The sequence below is a fragment of the Psychrobacillus sp. L4 genome (assembly GCF_042944905.1).
GTDB lineage: Bacteria > Bacillota > Bacilli > Bacillales_A > Planococcaceae > Psychrobacillus.
Genome location: NZ_CP168496.1, coordinates 2523497 through 2541625, shown reverse-complemented (window position 1 = coordinate 2541625; position 18129 = coordinate 2523497). Strand labels below are relative to the sequence as shown.

The window sequence follows — 18129 nt, the reverse complement described above, 5'->3', positions numbered from 1 at the left end:
TCTAATCCCCCCAATTTAGTAGAACTGCTTCTCCGCAAAAACCAGGTCCAAGAGCCACTAATAATCCTAAATCATCCTTGTTGTTTTCTTTCAACATAAATTGTTCTAATACATAAAGTACTGTTGGAGAGGACATATTCCCATGTTTTTTTAATACATTTCTAGAAATCGAAGTTTGATGTTCTTCTAGGTGGAGTGTTTCCTCATATGCTTGTAGAACTTTTTTTCCTCCGGGGTGGGCTACAAAATTTACAAGTTGATCTTTTGAAAGATTCTGCTCTGTCAAAAATTCATCTATAAATGGTCCCAACCAGCTTGAAATAATTGAAGGAATGCTCTTAGAGAAAACGACATGTAATCCATTATTTTTAATATTCCATCCCATCACGTCTTCCGAGTTGGGCATCCATTTAGAAGCTGTATCTACTATATGGGGAATAGGCTTATTGTTTGTAAGATTAACATTATCTCCACAAACTAATACACAAGCAGCTCCGTCGGCGAAAAGAGAAGCCCCAATTAGATTACTTTTAGAAAAGTCATTCGGTTGGAAGGTGAGACTACATAACTCAACACATACGACGAGGACTTTCGCATCGGGATGAGCTTTGCAATAATCAAAAGCCCTACTAATGCCAGCAGCACCACCAGCACAACCTAGGCCCCAAATTGGAATCCGTTTCATACGATCCGAAAAAGGTAGGTGGTTCATCACCCGAGCATCGATGCTCGGGGTCGATATGCCTGTGCTGCTGACAAAGATAATGGCATCAATTTCTTCTGAAGGAATTGCCTTTTGGAGAAACCTGGTATTTTGAAGGCAAGCTTGTATTACTTCTCCACAATATTTTGTTGCTAAATCTATATAAATATTATTTCGTTCTTCAAAGGAATGTTCCGTTTGGTGCCATTCTAATGGCACACAAAAATATCGTGTTTTAATATCTCCATTTTCAAAAACTTGTAATAAACGATCTAATTGTGCAATTTTTTCTTTAAATAGTTCTTTTGTTAACTGTTCAATATTTGATTGATCTAATATATAAGGAGGATTATATGTACTAATAGAAGAAATTTTTGGCATGGAGATTCTCCTTTTTTAGTTATTATCTCCATGCATTTGAATTATATTCAAACGAATTTAGATGTTTGCTTTCATTTTTTCAATTGCGACAATAAAAGGAGGATTATTTTGTTGATTTAAAAATTGGTAACAAAGTACATGTGTATAGGAGTGAGGTAATTGCATTACATAATCCATTAATGCATCTTTCTCTTCTTTACCACCGGGATGTCCAGAATAAACAACTAAAATAATTAAACCACCTACTTTTAACATCTCTAAAAGGGATGCCACAGCTTGAATTGTGGAGTTACCTTTCGTCACAATTTGAAGATCACTACCTGGTAAGTATCCAAGATTAAAAATAGCTGCTGCAATTTCTTTTTGAATGTACTTCGAAACATTTTCATGCCCATCTAGAATTAGGGTTGCTCTCGAAAGCAAATTTGCTTCTACTAACTTTTCTTCCGTGGATTGTATAGCTTCGGGTTGAACATCAAATGCATATACATGCCCGGCTTCGCCAACTAGTTTTGCTAAAAATAAAGTGTCATGACCATTACCAGCAGTTGCATCGACAACGAAATCCCCTGGTTCTATAACAGATGTTAATAATTCTTTTGCAAATGGTAAAACTCTTTTTAATTTCATTTCAAGACACCGAACTTTTGATACAATTTTCCTTGGTAGCTCTCTCTCTTAGCTAACTCAGCGTCAATTCCATTTAAGACATCCCATTTGTTTACACTCCACATAGGACCAATCATCAGGTCAATAGGTCCGTCACCGGTAATGCGTTGCACAATCATTTCTGGTGGCAATATTTCTAGTTGATCTGCTACGAGTTGAATGTAAGCGTCTCGTTCCATAAATTCAAGCTTCCCTTTTTCGTATTGTTTTACCATCGGTGTTCCTTTAAGTAGATGTAGTAAATGAATTTTAATCCCTTGAACATCGAGCTTGGCAACTTCTCTTGCTGTTTCCATCATCATTTCTCGATCTTCCAGAGGCAATCCATTAATAATATGTGTACATATTCGAATATCGTGTTTTCGTAATTTGTTTACACCCTCTATATAAGTAGGATAGTCATGTGCACGATTCACGAGATTCGCAGTTCGCTCATGCACGGTTTGCAGACCTAGTTCTATCCACAAATACGTTCTTTTATTTAGTTCGGCTAAATATTCCACAACATCATTTGGTAAACAATCTGGTCTTGTTGCGATAGATATTCCTATGACGCCCTCCAGTGCAAGAGCCGCTTCGAATTTTTCTTTTAATAAAGGCAGAGGTGCGTGTGTATTTGTATATGCTTGAAAATAAGCGATGTATTTTCCTGTTTTCCACTTTTCATGCATTTTTGCTTTTATTTTTTCAAATTGTACTGGTATTGGATCGACTTTATTACCGGCAAAGTCCCCGCTACCTGCCACACTACAAAAAGTGCAACCACCGTATGCGACGGTGCCATCTCTATTGGGACAGTCAAATCCTGCATCTAATGCTACTTTGAATATTTTTTGATCAAATTTATTTCGTAAATAGCGATTCCATGTATAGTATCGTTTTCCATCAGAAGGAAAAGGAAAGTTATTTTCGTTCATTTATATTCACTCCTTAACATTATATTTTAGCATGACTCCGTTATCTTTTGTGCAAGCATCTTGAAGTGGCATATAAAAAAGAATACAATTGTCTGAGCACATAAGGAAATGGAGGTGCTTGTGATGCCAAAAGCTGTGTGGCTTTTAATCATAGGAATGTTTATAAATACAACGGGAAATTCCTTTTTATGGCCTTTACATACGATTTATATGCATGATTACTTAGGGCAATCCTTAACGATGGCTGGATTTGTTCTGATGATAAATGCTGGAACTGGTGTTATTGGTAACTTACTAGGCGGATACTTTTTCGACCGAATTGGTGGTTATAAATCCATCATTATTGGTATTTCTTTATCTTTGGTTGCTTTATTACTATTAAATTTCTGGCATGGTTGGCCGGAATATATTTGGTTTGTAGCAATTTTGGGGTTTAGTGGTGGAATTATTTTTCCGAGTATGTATGCAATGGTCGGTAGTGTTTGGCCAGAAGGTGGTAGAAAAGCTTTTAATGCTATTTATTTAGCACAAAACGTAGGGGTTGCTCTTGGACCAGCATTAGGTGGACTTGTGGCGGCTAATAATATCAATAATATTTTTATAGCAAATTTACTTACATATGTCTTGTTTTTTGTTGTTGCATTAGTCTTTTACCGTAATTTATCGGTTACTTCAAATAGACATGCAATTGTGTCGAATGAACAAAAGAAAGGTAATCAAAAAGCACCTTTTTATGCAATGATAATTGTGACAATTGGGTATATGCTTACTTGGATTGTTTATGTTCAATGGACTACTACAATTTCTACACATATTTTAGATTTGGGCATATCGCTAAAGCAATATAGTTTATTATGGTCGTTAAATGGAGTACTTATAGTAGCAGGACAACCTCTTATAAAGCCAATAATCAATCGACTAGAACATAAAATAAAAGCGCAGATTATTATTGGGATTGTTATTTTTATGGGCTCATTTGTTGTGGTAGCTTTTGCAGAAAGCTATGCTATGTTTATCACGGCGATGGTCATATTAACGATTGGAGAAATGTTTGTGTGGCCTGCAGTACCAACGCTTGCAGATAAGCTTGCTCCAAAAGGAAGAGAAGGATTTTACCAAGGGATTGTCAATAGTATGGCGACAATCGGAAGAATGATTGGACCTTTCGTCGGAGGAATTCTTGTAGAAGCATATGGAACGCCAATCATGATATTAATCCTAACAAGTTTGATGATTTTCGCGATTATTACTAGTTTACTTTATGATCTCCCGCTTAAGAAAGCATTAAATAAAACTACCATTTAAATCAATTTAAACGGTGTTAGACTGTAGACAAGCTCGAAAAAAATCGAGTTTGTCTATTTTTAAAAATAGGAAGTAAGAAAAATCGAAACTGGAAGAGAAACTTGTTTTTCGCTGTGATACATAGAACTATCTCCGCGCACATCAAACGCTACGTGTGAGATCTCGCCAGTCCTTTCTTTCTCTAGGGTCTCGCATCATAAAGCAGCGTTATATGCCCGTAAAGTGCAGCTATCCTCCCCTAAACAGATGGCATAAGCCCGTATCAAAACCGTCCACCCCTAAACCGGCGCTATATGCCCATAAAGCGAGGCTATCTGTCCCTAAACGATTGGCATCCGCCCCTACCAACTGCATCCACCCCTAAATCGGAGCTATATTCCCGTAAAGCGAGGATATCCGCCCCTAACCGGCTCGCATATGCCCCTACCAACTACATCAATTTCTAAGTGCTGGCAGATTTTATTCATAGAAATGACATTCGAGCATATCCTGTATTTCCTTTACATTCTCTTGCAATATATACATAGTTCAAGGAAATTGAATTGCTTAATTGTTAAATATTTGAGAATATTATAGAGAAGGGTGTTTCGATAGAAAGGGGAATGGGATTATGAAACCAATTTACAGTTCTGCAAAGGAAGCTGTTGCAGGCATTCAAGACGGAATGACACTAATGGTAGGTGGTTTTGGCCTTGTTGGTATTCCTGAGCAGCTTATTTTAGCTTTAGTAGAAAAAGGGGTAAAAGATTTAACGGTTATTTCGAATAACTGTGGAGTCGATGAGTGGGGTCTTGGTCTTTTATTAAAAAATAAACAAATTAAAAAAATGATAGGCTCCTATGTTGGGGAAAATAAAGAATTTGAACGTCAAGTACTTTCAGGTGAAATAGAAGTGGAGTTAACACCTCAAGGAACACTTGCCGAAAAAATTCGTGCAGGTGGCGCTGGAATTCCCGCTTTCTTTACGCCAGCGGGTGTTGGTACTGTAGTCGCAGATGGAAAAGAAGTGCGCGTTTTTGAAGGCAAAGAGTATGTATTAGAAGAATCGCTTCGTGCTGACTTTGCATTAGTTCGCGCAGCAAAAGCAGATAAGTTTGGAAATTTAATTTACAATAAAACAGCTCAAAATTTCAATCCTATGATGGCAGCAGCAGGAAGGTTTACGATTGCGGAAGTAGAAGAAATTGTAGAAACAGGTGACTTAGATCCAGCACAAATACATACACCAAGTATTTATGTACAAGGGCTTTTCCAAGCAACACAAGAGAAAAGAATCGAACGTTTAACGACACGTTCATAAGGGGGAGACTAAGTTGAATACACGTGAAAAAATTGCAAGAAGAGCAGAAAAAGAAATTGAAAATGGAAACTACGTCAATTTAGGTATAGGAATACCAACATTAGTTGCGAACTTCATTTCTCCTGATAAAACAGTTGTTTTACAATCGGAAAATGGTTTGCTAGGTATTGGACCTTATCCTACGGAACAAGAAGTAGATCCTGATCTTATTAATGCTGGAAAAGAAACGGTCACAACTATTCCTGGATCTTCTTTCTTTTCAAGTGCTGAATCATTTGCGATGATTCGCGGAGGACATGTAGATGTAGCGATTTTAGGGGCAATGGAAGTGTCTGAGAATGGCGATTTAGCAAACTGGATGATTCCTGGGAAAATGATTAAAGGTATGGGCGGTGCGATGGACTTAGTGCATGGTGCGAAAAAAATCATCGTGATCATGGATCATTGTGCAAAAGATGGTTCTGCCAAAATTAAAAAAGAATGCGAATTACCTTTAACAGGTAAAGCTGTTGTGAATAAAATAATTACAGAACGGGCAATGATAGAAGTGACAGAAAATGGCCTTGAATTAAAAGAAGTATTTGAAGGCTATACTGTTCAAGATATTATTAATGCAACGGAAGCTACGCTTATTATTAAAGACGTAAAAGAAAATGTAGCCATCTAAAGGCAGCTTGTAATTTATTCCGAAATCCATTATTATTAGTTTTAATAGAAGTGGACTGTGAAAAGGATTAGTAGATAACCCTCGTTTCTATAGAGAGCTAACGGATGGTGGAAGTTAGCGTGACGAATTATTGAACTCGCCTTTGAGTCTGTATGAGTGAAATGATAGTAACTTATACCGTTTTCCGCGTTAAGGAGTCAAGTTGAGTGAAGTTTTCACTAATTTGGGTGGTACCGCGTGAGTATATACTCTCGTCCCTTAGTTTTTTAAGGGACGAGATTTTTTTATTTTAAGGAGGAATTTTAATGAGCTTTAATCATGAAGCAATCGAAAAAAAATGGCAGAATTATTGGAAAGAAAACAAGACGTATAAAATGGTAGATGATCCTTCCAAACCAAAGTTTTATGCTTTAGATATGTTCCCGTATCCTTCAGGAGTTGGACTTCATGTAGGTCATCCACTTGGATATATTGCTACTGATATTTTAAGTGCGTTTAAACGTAAGCAAGGGTATAACGTACTTCATCCAATGGGATGGGATGCTTTTGGACTTCCTGCAGAACAATATGCAATCGATACAGGGAATGATCCAGCTGAATTTACGGCAAAAAATATTGCTACCTTTAAACGTCAAATGAATGATCTTGGATTTTCTTATGATTGGGACAGAGAAGTAAATACAACCGATCCTTCTTATTACAAATGGACGCAATGGATTTTCGTTCAGCTTTACAAAAAAGGTTTGGCTTACGTAGATGAAGTACCAGTTAACTGGTGTCCAGCACTCGGAACTGTTTTGGCAAATGAAGAAGTAATTGATGGATTGTCTGAACGTGGGGGACATCCAGTAGAGCGTCGCCCAATGCGTCAATGGGTGCTTCGTATTACTGCTTATGCAGATAGACTTTTGGAAGATTTGGATGAGCTTGATTGGCCGGAGAGCTTAAAAGAAATGCAACGTAACTGGATTGGGCGTTCAGAAGGTGCTGAACTTACTTTTGAAGTTGATGGCACGAATGAATCATTCAGAGCATTTACAACTCGTCCAGATACAATTTTTGGTGCGACATATGCTGTACTTGCACCAGAACATAAGTTAGTGGATACCATTACAACCGCTGAACAAGTGGAAGCGGTTCAAGCATACAAAGATCAAGTAAAACTGAAAAGTGATCTAGAACGTACAGACCTAGCAAAACATAAAACAGGTGTATTCACGGGTGCATATGCAATCAATCCAGTAAGTGGCGAAAAAATGCCTATCTGGATTGCAGATTATGTATTATCTACTTACGGAACGGGCGCAATTATGGCAGTTCCTGCACATGATGAACGTGACTATGAATTTGCAAAACAATTCGACCTACCTATCGTAGAGGTTGTCTCAGGTGGGAAAATCGAAAAAGAAGCTTATACAGAAGATGGTACACTGATTAACTCGGATTTCTTGAATGGTTTAAATAAACAAGATGCAATCGCTAAAGCAATTGAATGGTTTGAAGCGAATGGTAAAGGCGAGAAGAAAATTACGTATCGTCTGCGTGACTGGTTATTCAGCCGTCAACGTTATTGGGGTGAACCAATTCCAATTATTCATTGGGAAGATGGTACTTCAACACCAGTAGATGAGTCTGAGTTACCTCTAATGTTACCAGTAACAACGGATATTAAGCCAAGTGGAACAGGTGAATCACCTCTTGCAAATATTACGGAATGGGTAAACGTCGTAGATCCAGTTTCAGGTAAAAAAGGACGTCGTGAAACAAATACAATGCCACAATGGGCAGGTAGTTGCTGGTATTACTTACGTTATATCGATCCTAACAATGATGAAGCTCTTGTGGATCCAGAACTAGTAAAACGCTGGCTTCCAGTGGATATTTACGTAGGTGGAGCGGAGCACGCAGTATTGCATTTATTGTACGCACGTTTCTGGCATAAATTCCTCTACGATATTGGTGTTGTTACTACAAAAGAGCCTTTCCAAAAACTATTTAACCAAGGAATGATACTTGGTGAAAATAATGAGAAAATGTCTAAGTCAAAAGGAAATACTGTAAATCCTGATGATATCGTAAAGAGTCATGGTGCCGATTCTCTTCGTCTATATGAAATGTTCATGGGGCCACTTGATTCATCTAAACCATGGTCAACAAACGGGTTAGATGGCTCACGTAGATTCCTAGACCGCATCTGGCGTTTGTTAGTAGATGAGGAAGGAAACTTGAGCGCCAAAGTAACGGATACATCTTCTGCAAATCTCGATAAGGTGTATCATCAAACGGTTAAGAAAGTAACCGAGGACTATGAGGCAATGCATTATAATACTGCTATTTCACAAATGATGGTATTTATTAATGAAGGATATAAAGTAGACCGTATTTCGAAAGACTATGTAGAAGGATTTGTTAAATTAATTTCTCCGATTGTTCCACATATTGCTGAAGAGCTTTGGGCTATCCTTGGGCATGAGGATACGATTACGTATGAAGCTTGGCCAACATTTGACGAATCTAAATTAGTCGACAATGAAGTAGAAATTCCAGTTCAAATAAAAGGGAAAGTACGTGCGAAACTACTTGTGTCAAAAGAAGCAACAAAAGAAGAACTAGAAGCACTAGCGCTTGCTTCTGAACAAGTGCAACAATGGTTGGAAGGGCAAGAAGTGAAGAAAATCATTGCGATTCCTGGTAAAATGGTGAATATCGTTATTTGATGAAAAACAAAAGCTGCTTTGTCTCTAATTAAGAGACGAAGCAGCTTTTTATTCTTTTCTCATCGTCTTTATTATCAAAATATAAAGCTGCTTTTATTTGACATTTCAAATATAAAATAATTAATGGTTTGAATTTAATATCTTACAAATGAGTATTCTTTTTTCTTATTGAACTACCTGCAAATTAGCCACATAAGCTCCCTGTAACTTTCCAAGGCAAGTCTGCTTGACACGACACCTATTATTGTCCTATTATAAATCGGACATCAATCGGAGTCTTTTCATAATGCGAAAGTTAGGGGAGGGTGATTTTGACTAATACAAATAAAAAGAGGGATGTGTATGTTGCCGTTGCTGACCCGACTCGACGTGAACTGATTCGTTTATTGGCAGTCGTAGAAGAATTGCCTCTTCACGAATTGACATCTCAGTTCGAAATGGGTCGTACGGCGGTTTCCAAGCACTTAGCTATCTTGAAAGATGCTCATCTAGTAACCGTTCGAAAAGTCGGGCGGGAAACACGTTATAGGCTCAATACTATTCCACTAGAGGAAATTCAAGATTGGGTAGCTTTCTACAGCAAGTTCTGGAGTACGAATATATTGCGATTGAGCCAACAATTAGAGGGCGAAGAACAATGAGCTTAACATTATCCTTGGATTAGCTTGCCAAGTGGTCATGGAAAATGATACAAGGTTGATGAATATTCAAGTAAAGCAAAAAAGTGACAGATAGAATTGGAGAAGTTGAGTAATCATTCTTAACTGCCAGCTGTTCGAAAAATTGAAGAGGGGTGTTCCTTGGTGACAAATAGTAAAACGAATCCTAAAGTTGATGAATTTTTAAGTAAAGCTAAAAAGTGGAAGGAAGAATATGAGCAGTTGCGAAATATCGTTCTTGACTGTGAGTTGACCGAAGAATTTAAGTGGATGCATCCTTGTTACACGTTTGAGAAAAAAAACATCGTTCTAATACACGGATTTAAAGAATATTGTGCAATTTTGTTTAACAAGGGAGTCTTGTTAAAGGATGCACATGGAATTCTAATTCAACAAACGGAGAATGTCCAGGCGGCGCGCCAGATTCGTTTCACCAATGTTCAAGAAATAGTTGAAATGGAAGACATCTTGAAAGCCTATATTTATGAAGCTATTGAAGTTGAAAAAGCCGGTTTGGAAGTGAATTTTAAAAAGAATACAGAATACATAATTCCTGGAGAACTTCAAAATAAATTCGATGATATTCTTGAATTAAAAACTGCTTTTGAAGCATTGACACCGGGGCGACAAAGAGCATACATACTTCATTTCTCTCAACCCAAACAATCCAAAACACGGGAGTCAAGGGTTGAAAAATGTATGCAGCAAATTCTCGATGGAAAGGGATTAAATGATTAGTATATTTGATAAGTAAACTAATTCATCAAACTTAAAGAGATTACCTCACGTTTCGTGCGCTACTGGAAGAAATACGACTAAAAGAAAAGAAACCATTTTGATCAATCTTTTCAAAATGGTTTCTTTTCGATTGCTAAAAGGTCCGTTCAATACTTTATTCAAAACCTACATAAAGACAAAAATTAATAATTCGTTTGATTATCCATTTTATTCCACTAAATGAAAAAAGATGATTTACGGTTTTATGTTTCAGTTCGCTTTATAGAAAAAGTGCGTCGTAGTGACCGCCGAGATTTCCGCTCTAGTCGGACGCTTTCCGAGGGGGGAGCGATGAGCCAGCACCGTCGCATGCGCGCCGTTTGTGCCGTCTCATCTGTCTCCCTGATCCCTTCGGAGTCGCCGCCTGCCGCTGCAATCCATCATGTGCACTATTTTACCCGTTATGCAAAACGTAGAATCCGTTTTGCACAATCTTACAAGGCATAAGCTCAATATAATGATAGCGCACACTTTATAAGTGCCATCTCACTTCAAGTTAAGTCTTTATTAGGAGAAATGGTATCGTTCAGTAGCGAAATGGTCTCGTTTGCGATAGTTTTTGTCTCGGTCTAAGGTAAGTTAGTTGCGTTCATCACGTGATTGGTCTCGTTCAGCCATTTATTGGATTTTATTTTAGGAAATACTTAATAATATTGAACGAAATATAGTAGTGATGCTGAATAGTTAGCAAATAGGATGGATTTTCGCTGCAGGGGGGCGACTCCAGCGGGATCAAGTGAGCAAAATGAGACTTCACAACGGCGCATAGCGACGGTGAAGGCTCATCGCACACCCTGCGGAAAGCGTCCGCCATGCAGCGAAAATCCCGGCGGTCACTATAACGCATTATTTCTACAGTAAGACGGAAAACTAATCGTACATTAACCAAGATGTATTAGATGGACAAAATATGATAATCAATAGTCATGAAAATTAATTTAATCCTGTAGACAATGCTGCACTCATCCCAGCAATTTTACCAGTTACAAGTGCCGAAGTTATATTATAGCCGCCTGTATAGCCGTGAATATCTAATACTTCTCCACAAAAATATAGTCCTGCTTTTTTCTTGGATGCCATTGTTTTTGGTTCTATTTCTTTTATGGACACGCCTCCGCCTGTTACAAATGCTTTGTCTAGTGGCTGTGTCCCATAAACATTAACGCTAAATTGTTTCAATAAATGTGCCAAAGTTCTAATTTTTTCGTGTGATAGATTTTGTCCATCTTCGCTTTCTTGGATTTCTGCATGTTGAAGTAAAAACAACAACCATCTTTCCGGAACCATACCTTTCCACACATTTTTCACTGCTTTTTTCGGATCTTCCTTAATAGAAGAGAGAAGGGCCTGGAAAGTTTCCTCTTGATTTAGTTCTGGTAAACTATCTATACGAACTTGGACAAGCTGGCCACCATTTTTCTTTTGCTCTTTCACGACGAATTGGCTACATCGTAAAATAGCTGGACCACTTAGCCCAAAATGAGTAAATAGCATGTCCATTTGATGGGTAATGATGGCTTTCCCTTTTTTATTTAAAACAGAAACGGCAACATCTCTAAGTGCAAGGCCTTGCAGTTCTTTCGATTTAATAAAAGGTTCATTGGATAATAAAGGAACCTCTGTTGGATAAAGATCGGTAACGGTATGTCCGGCTTTTTCAGCCCAAGGATATCCGTCCCCTGTGGATCCGGTTTGAGGTACTGCTTTCCCTCCAACTGCAATGACTACTGCACCAGCAACAATTTCTTCACCAGTTGCAAGTCGGACACCAATAATCTTTTCATCATTCATCAATAATTTAGCTACTGGGGAATTCAACTTTATTTCCACATGGAGTCTCTTTAACTCATCCAGTAAGGCATTCACTACATCCATTGCTTTATTGGAAACAGGGAACATTCTTCCATGATCTTCTTCTTTTAATGCTACTCCAAGGTTTTCGAAAAACCCGATAATATCTTCATTATTAAAAACGGAAAACGGACTGAAAAGAAATCGTCCGTTACCAGGAATGTTTTTTACGATTTCTTCCTGAGGGAGTCTGTTAGTTACGTTGCAACGACCTCCGCCAGAGATTGCAAGCTTTTTCCCGAGCTTAGCACCTTTTTCAATTAACAATACTGTCTTGTTTTCTGCTCCTGCAGCGGCAGCGGCCATTAATCCCGAAGGACCCCCGCCTACTATAATTACGTCATACATAATAAGTTCACACTTTCCCTTTTTTCTTTATTATACATGATTGTGGTTTTCTTTCGACAGATGTAAACTGTAGTGTAGACAAAATATATGATTGGGCGGGTTTTATGTCATCAAATTTATTAAAAGGGACAATGATATTAACGATTGGTCTCTTATTATCTAGAATTCTGGGTGTGCTTTACATTATTCCTTTTTATCAACTAATTGGAGAAGAGTATATCGGTCTGTATCAATATGCATATGTACCTTATTCTATCATGCTAGCAGTAGCTGTCTCTGGTATGCCAGTAGCTGTTTCTAAGTTTGTAGCGAAATATAATACGCTTGGTGACTATGCGACAGGTAGAAAACTAGTGAAATCAAGTATGGTAATAATGACGATAACAGGTGTGTTAGGATTTATTATTTTGTACACATTAGCAGAACCTATCGCAAGCTTAGTTATTAAAGATAATGATGCATTTGTAACAGTTCACAATGTAGCAACTGTTATTCAATATGTGAGTTTTGCAGTAATTGTCGTTCCAGTGATGAGCTTAATTAGAGGGTTTTTCCAAGGGTATCAACATATGACACCGACTGCTGTCTCACAGTTGATCGAGCAAATTGTCCGTGTGATTTTTGTTTTAGCCGGAGCATTTCTAGTTATAAAGGTTTTTAAAGGTACAGAAAACACTGCTGTTTCTTTTGCTGTATTTGCCGCATTTATTGGTGCAATTGCAAGTATGTTTGTTTTATATTGGTATTGGAGAAAGTTAAAACCAGAATTTAATGCGTTACTTGAAGGAAGTGGAAATACAACTTCTGATGTATCTTTGAAAAATATATATAAAGAGATTTTAGTTTATACCGTTCCTTTTGCTTTGGTAGGTGTTATCAATCCTTTATTTCAATTTGTGGATATGATTACATTTAATAGTGCGATGGCGCAGATTGGAATAAGCGGAAAAGAATCAGGCGTGCTCTTAGGAATGTTAAATCTTACGACTCAAAAGCTTGTAATGATACCGGTTATGCTAGCAACAGGGTTCTCGATGGCATTAATTCCATTTATCACGAGTTACTATGCAAAACAAGACTTTGTACAAGTACGAAAATCATTAGATCAGGCATTTCAAATATTATTGTTTTTAACAATGCCAGCTGCTTTAGGAATTGCTGTTTTATCCAATGAATTTTATCATTTGTTTTACGAGCAAAGTGATGTAGGTTCAACGGTATTGGCACATTACGCACCGGTTGCCATATTATTTGCACTTTATCCTGTAACGACTTCCATTTTACAAGGAATTGATCGTCAAAAACTGATCATTTTAAACTTATTAGTCGGTATTTTAACGAAACTCGTGTTAAATACTCTTTTGATTAAAGCGTTTGAAACAGATGGTGCCATTTTAGCTACTTCTATTGGTTACTTTGTAGCGATCGCATTAAATATGGTTGCAATTACAAAAACTTTACAATATAAATCTAGCATGGTTATGCGGAGAATTTTACTTATAGTGATCATTAACGCTGCTATGTTAAGTCTTGTCTTCGTTTGTAAATGGGGAATAGAGCATTTATTCACGGTAGATAGTAAGTTTGGAGCTTTACTTGTAATCTTTATCACAGCGTCTATTGGTGCAGCTTTTTATGGCTATGTCACGCTTAGACTGGGTCTTGCACAAAAGCTCTTTGGAGAAAAGATTACACGTTTTACGAAAAAATTTGGTTTTTAGGAGAATGAAATGCGATTAGATAAATTTCTAGCACATACGGGATTTGGAACGAGAAGAGAAGTGAAGATATTAGTTAAGTCTAAAGCAATTCAAGTAAATGACGTCGTTGTAAAAGACAGTTCGATGCATATAAAAGAAACTACTGATCAAGTTTCTGTATATGGGGAAATAGTTAAGTACAAAGAATTTATTTATTTAATGCTAAATAAACCAGCTGGTGTTGTATCTGCAACAGAGGATTCGAGAGATCGAACAGTAATTGAATTATTGGATGTGGATGTACATCATTTTGAACCCTATCCTGTAGGGAGATTAGATAAGGATACGGTTGGATTGCTTTTATTAACAAATGATGGTGCTTTAACGCATCGTCTCTTGTCTCCAAATAAAGATGTACCAAAAGTATACTTTGCAAAAGTAGAAGGCTTAGTAGATGAATCTGATATTCAAGCGTTTGCAGATGGCGTAACGCTTGATGATGGCTACAAAACGAAGCCTGCCATTTTAAACATATTAAGTAAAGGCGAGGTTTCTGAAATTGAATTGTCCATTACAGAAGGCAAGTTTCACCAAGTAAAAAGAATGTTTGAATCCGTTGGGAAAAAAGTAATTTATTTAAAAAGGCTGTCTATGGGTGCATTGAAGTTAGATGAATCTTTAATGGAAGGCTATTATAGGGAGTTAACAGAAGAAGAATTAGAAAGTATACAGTAAAAGAATGACCTCGCTTAGGCGGGGTCATTCTTTTCATATAGCAAGGTCTAAGATGTCATTTTAATGCGTTTGTTCGTCGTGGTCCATTTGCCTCTTGTTGGGCTAATGACTAAGTCATTAAACGCAAGTACATTCAAATCTCGTTGAATTGTGCGAGGAGTGATGCCAAATTCATCGACTAAATCTTGAGTTGTAACAGTTCCGTGATCAAGGATGAACATATACATATCTTTAATTCGATTGAGCATCCGATCAGTAGTAGGTTTCAAAAGTAACCACTCCTTCATCTTCATATCTCGTGGCAAGACTAGCGGACGACTTGGGTGAAAAGCAACTAAGTAATTGCAATTTACAGCCCCTTTACTATATTGGTAGTCAGTAATATATTATCTGACAATTTAATTATAGTAGATTAACGATAAAATTTCTATAAAAAAGCAGTTTATTTACAAAAAATTTATATATGTTTCCGTGAAATGAATAGAATAGACTTCCTAACCAAGCGAAAATAGAAGACTGAAAATGCCTTCTTTTTGTGTGATAAGTTGAAAAAAAGTGTAAAATAGCGTTATACGAATAGGGTAGGAGGAAATAACAATGAACTGGTTAGAATTAGCGGAACTAAAGCGAACGGAAATTGTAGAAGAACTACAAAGATTGATTCAAATTCCGAGTGTGCTGGATGAAAAAGCTGTTACGGAAGAAATGCCTTTTGGACCAAAACCCCTTGAAGCACTTCTTCATATGTTAAGTGAAGGTGAAAAAGAAGGGCTTATTACAAAGAATATTGATAATATGGCGGGACATATTGAAATGGGAGAAGGGGAGGAAATTCTCGGAATTCTGTGTCATGTGGATGTTGTACCTGAGGGGAAAGGATGGACTTATCCTCCATTTGAAGGTGCTGTAGCAAATGATAAAGTATACGGACGAGGGGCTATTGATGATAAAGGTCCAACCATTGCAGCTTGGATGGCGATGAAATTAGTAAAAGAAGCAGGTATTGAACTTTCCAAAAAAGTACGACTAATTATTGGGACAGATGAAGAAAGTGGATTTCGTTGTGTAGATCGCTATTTTGCAAAAGAGCAAATGCCACAAATAGGTTTTGCACCTGATGCAGACTTTCCAATTATAAACGCTGAAAAAGGCATCGCAACTTTGATTTTTACACAAACAGGCTCATCTGATACGGAGACTATTCAGTTTTTCCAAGCTGGGAAACGAACAAATATGGTTCCTGATGAAGCATTTGCACTTATTTTCGGAGGGTTACATTCCATTAAGGAGAAGTTTAATGAATTTGCACGTGAACATCACATTACAGGAGAAGTAGTTCAAGAAGGATCTATGTTGAAAGTATTAGTACATGGGAAATCGGCGCATGCAATGGAGCCAAATGATGGAGTAAATGCAGGGATTTTATTAGCAAAATTTTTAAGAACAATTAGTTTAACTCCTCATTCCAAAGCATTTGTAGAGTTTTTAGTAACATCATTTGGAGATGAAAGTAGAGGACATGCTTTATCTTTAAACTTTACAGATGAAGTTTCCGGAGATACTACATTAAATGCAGGTGTCATCCATTATGCACCAGCACAAGGGTCTTGCACCCAAGTTAGTATGCGTTATTCGGTTAGTTACCCATTTGAAGAAAAACTAAGTGTATGTAGAGAAATACTTCAAGATACAGGAATTACGCTAGATCTTGGGTCTAATTCTAAGCCACATTATGTCGATAAAGAAGACATACTTATACAATCATTGCAAAAAGTATATGAGAGACAAACGGGAGAAGAAGCAAAATTGCTATCAATTGGTGGTGGCACATATGCGCGTGTTCTTAAGAAAGGTGTTGCATTCGGCATGCTTTTTCCAGGGAGAAAAGATGTAGCACACCAAGTAGATGAATATGTAGATATTGATGATCTAGTCAAAGCTACTGCAATTTATGCGGACGCAATCGTCGAACTAGCGGGAAAAAATACAAAAGCAGGTGACATCTAATGGCAAAAATATTGTGGAATGATCAAATTGTAAGTGAAGAGGAAGTAAAAATTGGATACGAAGATCGTGGCTATCAATTTGGAGATGGAATTTATGAAGTGATCAAAATTTATAATGGCGATGTATTTACTGCCACGGAACATATTGACCGTTTATATGCAAGTGCAGATAAAATTCAATTAGTCATTCCTTATACAAAAGATGTACTGCATAAAATGATACATGAATTAATCGAAACGAATGAAGTGCAAAATGGTCAAATCTATTTGCAAGTTACTCGTGGAACTAGTCCAAGACAGCATAACTTTCCGAGTCCTGCAGTAGAGTCCGTACTGACAGCTTATACAAAAGAAACTACACGTCCATTAGATCAACTGGAGAATGGGGTAAAAGCATGTTTTGTAGAAGATATAAGATGGCTTCGTTGCGATATAAAGTCTTTAAATCTTCTAGGGAATGTCCTTGCAAAACAAGAAGCAATTAGTAAAGATTGCTATGAGGCAATTTTACACCGAGATGAAACAATTACAGAAGGTTCATCTTCTAATATGTATGGCATAAAAGATGGCGTACTTTATACACATCCAGTAAGTAACTTGATATTAAATGGGATTACGAGACACGTTATTTTGGATTGTTGCAAAGAGGTTGGCTTACCTGTTGTAGAAGAAGCTTTTACAAAACAACAAGCATTAGAAATGGATGAATTTATCATGTCTTCAACAAATGCGGAAGTGATGCCGGTTATTTCGATTAATGGACAAGCAATTGGAAGCGCAAAACGTGGTGAATGGACGGAAAAAATACAACAAGCTTTTGAGAAAAAAATTCCAACATCTCATGAAGGATGAACACACATTATTTTGTAGGTATTAAAATTCCGAGTAATCTTGCAACTTCTATCATTGAAGCAAGAGATACAACTAATTTGCATGAAACGCATAAAATATTGCCTGTTGCGGAGGACTTGCATATTACGCTCTATTATTTAGGCCAGATTGAGCAAAATTCTGTAGATCAAATAGTCCAGTCGTTAGATCAAAATATCGACTGGAAATCTTTTGATCTAACGACGAATGGAATCTCTCATTTTGGAAATAATCTCACTCCGAGAGTAGTATATACAGCACTAAAAGAAAGTGAATCTTTAACATTATTGCAGGAAAAGGTTACTAGAACAATTTCTAATTATATAGAAGTTGATAATCGGAAAGAGTTTAATGCCCATATTACGATAGCCAAAAAATGGGCCTCTAAAGGATTACTATCCATGGAAAATTTTCCACTTGAAAGTACAACCTTTAAGGTTACTAATTTCTCTTTATTTAGAGTAAATCCAACTAATACACCTCGCTACGAGGAATTATATATCATGCATAGTGGGGGAGGTTAA

At 37.2% G+C, this 18129-nt stretch carries 16 protein-coding genes and 1 other annotated feature; of the genes, 11 read left to right on the top strand and 5 right to left on the bottom strand.

Annotated elements, in window-relative coordinates:
* Nucleotide 1: 1 nt before the first annotated feature.
* Genes ACEPXG_RS12185 through ACEPXG_RS12175 form a run of 3 tightly spaced genes read right to left on the bottom strand, consistent with a single transcriptional unit; the run spans nucleotide 2 to nucleotide 2670 of the window.
* Nucleotides 2-1084: a type III polyketide synthase gene (locus ACEPXG_RS12185; RefSeq protein WP_391202733.1), complete on the bottom strand. Its 1083-nt coding sequence runs from the start codon at nucleotides 1082-1084 to the stop codon at nucleotides 2-4.
* A 57-nt stretch (nucleotides 1085-1141) separates the two neighbouring features.
* The gene (locus ACEPXG_RS12180) at nucleotides 1142-1714 is read right to left on the bottom strand and encodes a class I SAM-dependent methyltransferase (RefSeq protein ID WP_391202730.1); all 573 of its coding nucleotides are present in this window, start codon (nucleotides 1712-1714) and stop codon (nucleotides 1142-1144) included.
* Complete coding sequence (locus ACEPXG_RS12175) at nucleotides 1711-2670, bottom strand: TIGR01212 family radical SAM protein (RefSeq protein WP_391202727.1); 960 nt, start codon at nucleotides 2668-2670, stop codon at nucleotides 1711-1713. Before ACEPXG_RS12175 ends, ACEPXG_RS12180 begins: the two co-directional genes overlap by 4 nt.
* Nucleotides 2671-2793: 123 nt before the next feature.
* Between ACEPXG_RS12175 and ACEPXG_RS12170 the strand changes: the two genes are divergently transcribed.
* From ACEPXG_RS12170 to ACEPXG_RS12145, 6 genes are all read left to right on the top strand, one after another.
* The gene (locus tag ACEPXG_RS12170; RefSeq protein ID WP_391202725.1) at nucleotides 2794-3975 is read left to right on the top strand and encodes an MDR family MFS transporter; all 1182 of its coding nucleotides are present in this window, start codon (nucleotides 2794-2796) and stop codon (nucleotides 3973-3975) included.
* Between the two features lie 610 nt (nucleotides 3976-4585).
* A complete protein-coding gene (locus ACEPXG_RS12165; RefSeq protein ID WP_391202722.1) occupies nucleotides 4586-5275 on the top strand; it encodes a CoA transferase subunit A in 690 nt (229 codons plus the stop codon).
* Between the two features lie 13 nt (nucleotides 5276-5288).
* The gene (locus ACEPXG_RS12160; RefSeq protein ID WP_391202719.1) at nucleotides 5289-5942 is read left to right on the top strand and encodes a 3-oxoacid CoA-transferase subunit B; all 654 of its coding nucleotides are present in this window, start codon (nucleotides 5289-5291) and stop codon (nucleotides 5940-5942) included.
* 48 nt (nucleotides 5943-5990) lie between these two features.
* Nucleotides 5991-6204 (top strand) — a binding site (T-box leader).
* 43 nt (nucleotides 6205-6247) lie between these two features.
* Nucleotides 6248-8659: a leucine--tRNA ligase gene (gene leuS / locus ACEPXG_RS12155; protein ID WP_391202716.1), complete on the top strand. Its 2412-nt coding sequence runs from the start codon at nucleotides 6248-6250 to the stop codon at nucleotides 8657-8659.
* A 311-nt stretch (nucleotides 8660-8970) separates the two neighbouring features.
* Nucleotides 8971-9300: an ArsR/SmtB family transcription factor gene (locus ACEPXG_RS12150; protein ID WP_391202713.1), complete on the top strand. Its 330-nt coding sequence runs from the start codon at nucleotides 8971-8973 to the stop codon at nucleotides 9298-9300.
* Between the two features lie 162 nt (nucleotides 9301-9462).
* Complete coding sequence (locus tag ACEPXG_RS12145) at nucleotides 9463-10056, top strand: YdeI/OmpD-associated family protein (RefSeq protein WP_391202710.1); 594 nt, start codon at nucleotides 9463-9465, stop codon at nucleotides 10054-10056.
* A gap of 972 nt (nucleotides 10057-11028) precedes the next feature.
* Here ACEPXG_RS12145 and ACEPXG_RS12140 read toward each other — a convergent pair.
* Nucleotides 11029-12294: an NAD(P)/FAD-dependent oxidoreductase gene (locus tag ACEPXG_RS12140; protein ID WP_391202707.1), complete on the bottom strand. Its 1266-nt coding sequence runs from the start codon at nucleotides 12292-12294 to the stop codon at nucleotides 11029-11031.
* A 104-nt stretch (nucleotides 12295-12398) separates the two neighbouring features.
* Here ACEPXG_RS12140 and ACEPXG_RS12135 point away from each other — a divergent pair, with 104 nt between their 5' ends.
* Both ACEPXG_RS12135 and ACEPXG_RS12130 read left to right on the top strand, forming a co-directional pair.
* Entirely contained in the window at nucleotides 12399-14015 is a 1617-nt protein-coding gene (locus tag ACEPXG_RS12135; RefSeq protein ID WP_391202704.1) for an oligosaccharide flippase family protein, read from the top strand.
* 9 nt (nucleotides 14016-14024) lie between these two features.
* Nucleotides 14025-14729 carry a pseudouridine synthase gene (locus ACEPXG_RS12130; protein ID WP_391202701.1) on the top strand — a complete coding sequence of 235 codons (705 nt, stop codon included), beginning with the start codon at nucleotides 14025-14027 and terminating at the stop codon, nucleotides 14727-14729.
* A gap of 47 nt (nucleotides 14730-14776) precedes the next feature.
* On the opposite strand, the gene ACEPXG_RS12125 is transcribed toward ACEPXG_RS12130, so the two are convergent.
* Nucleotides 14777-14998, bottom strand: coding sequence for a DeoR family transcriptional regulator (locus tag ACEPXG_RS12125; RefSeq protein ID WP_151700651.1), 222 nt, complete (start codon nucleotides 14996-14998; stop codon nucleotides 14777-14779).
* A gap of 328 nt (nucleotides 14999-15326) precedes the next feature.
* Here ACEPXG_RS12125 and pepV point away from each other — a divergent pair, with 328 nt between their 5' ends.
* Genes pepV through thpR form a run of 3 tightly spaced genes read left to right on the top strand, consistent with a single transcriptional unit; the run spans nucleotide 15327 to nucleotide 18129 of the window.
* Complete coding sequence (gene pepV / locus ACEPXG_RS12120; RefSeq protein ID WP_391202697.1) at nucleotides 15327-16736, top strand: dipeptidase PepV; 1410 nt, start codon at nucleotides 15327-15329, stop codon at nucleotides 16734-16736.
* Nucleotides 16736-17587, top strand: a complete 852-nt coding sequence (gene dat, locus ACEPXG_RS12115; RefSeq protein WP_391202694.1) for a D-amino-acid transaminase — start codon at nucleotides 16736-16738, stop codon at nucleotides 17585-17587. The genes pepV and dat overlap by 1 nt, the downstream gene beginning before the upstream one ends.
* Nucleotides 17584-18129, top strand: a complete 546-nt coding sequence (gene thpR, locus ACEPXG_RS12110; protein WP_391202691.1) for an RNA 2',3'-cyclic phosphodiesterase — start codon at nucleotides 17584-17586, stop codon at nucleotides 18127-18129. The genes dat and thpR overlap by 4 nt, the downstream gene beginning before the upstream one ends.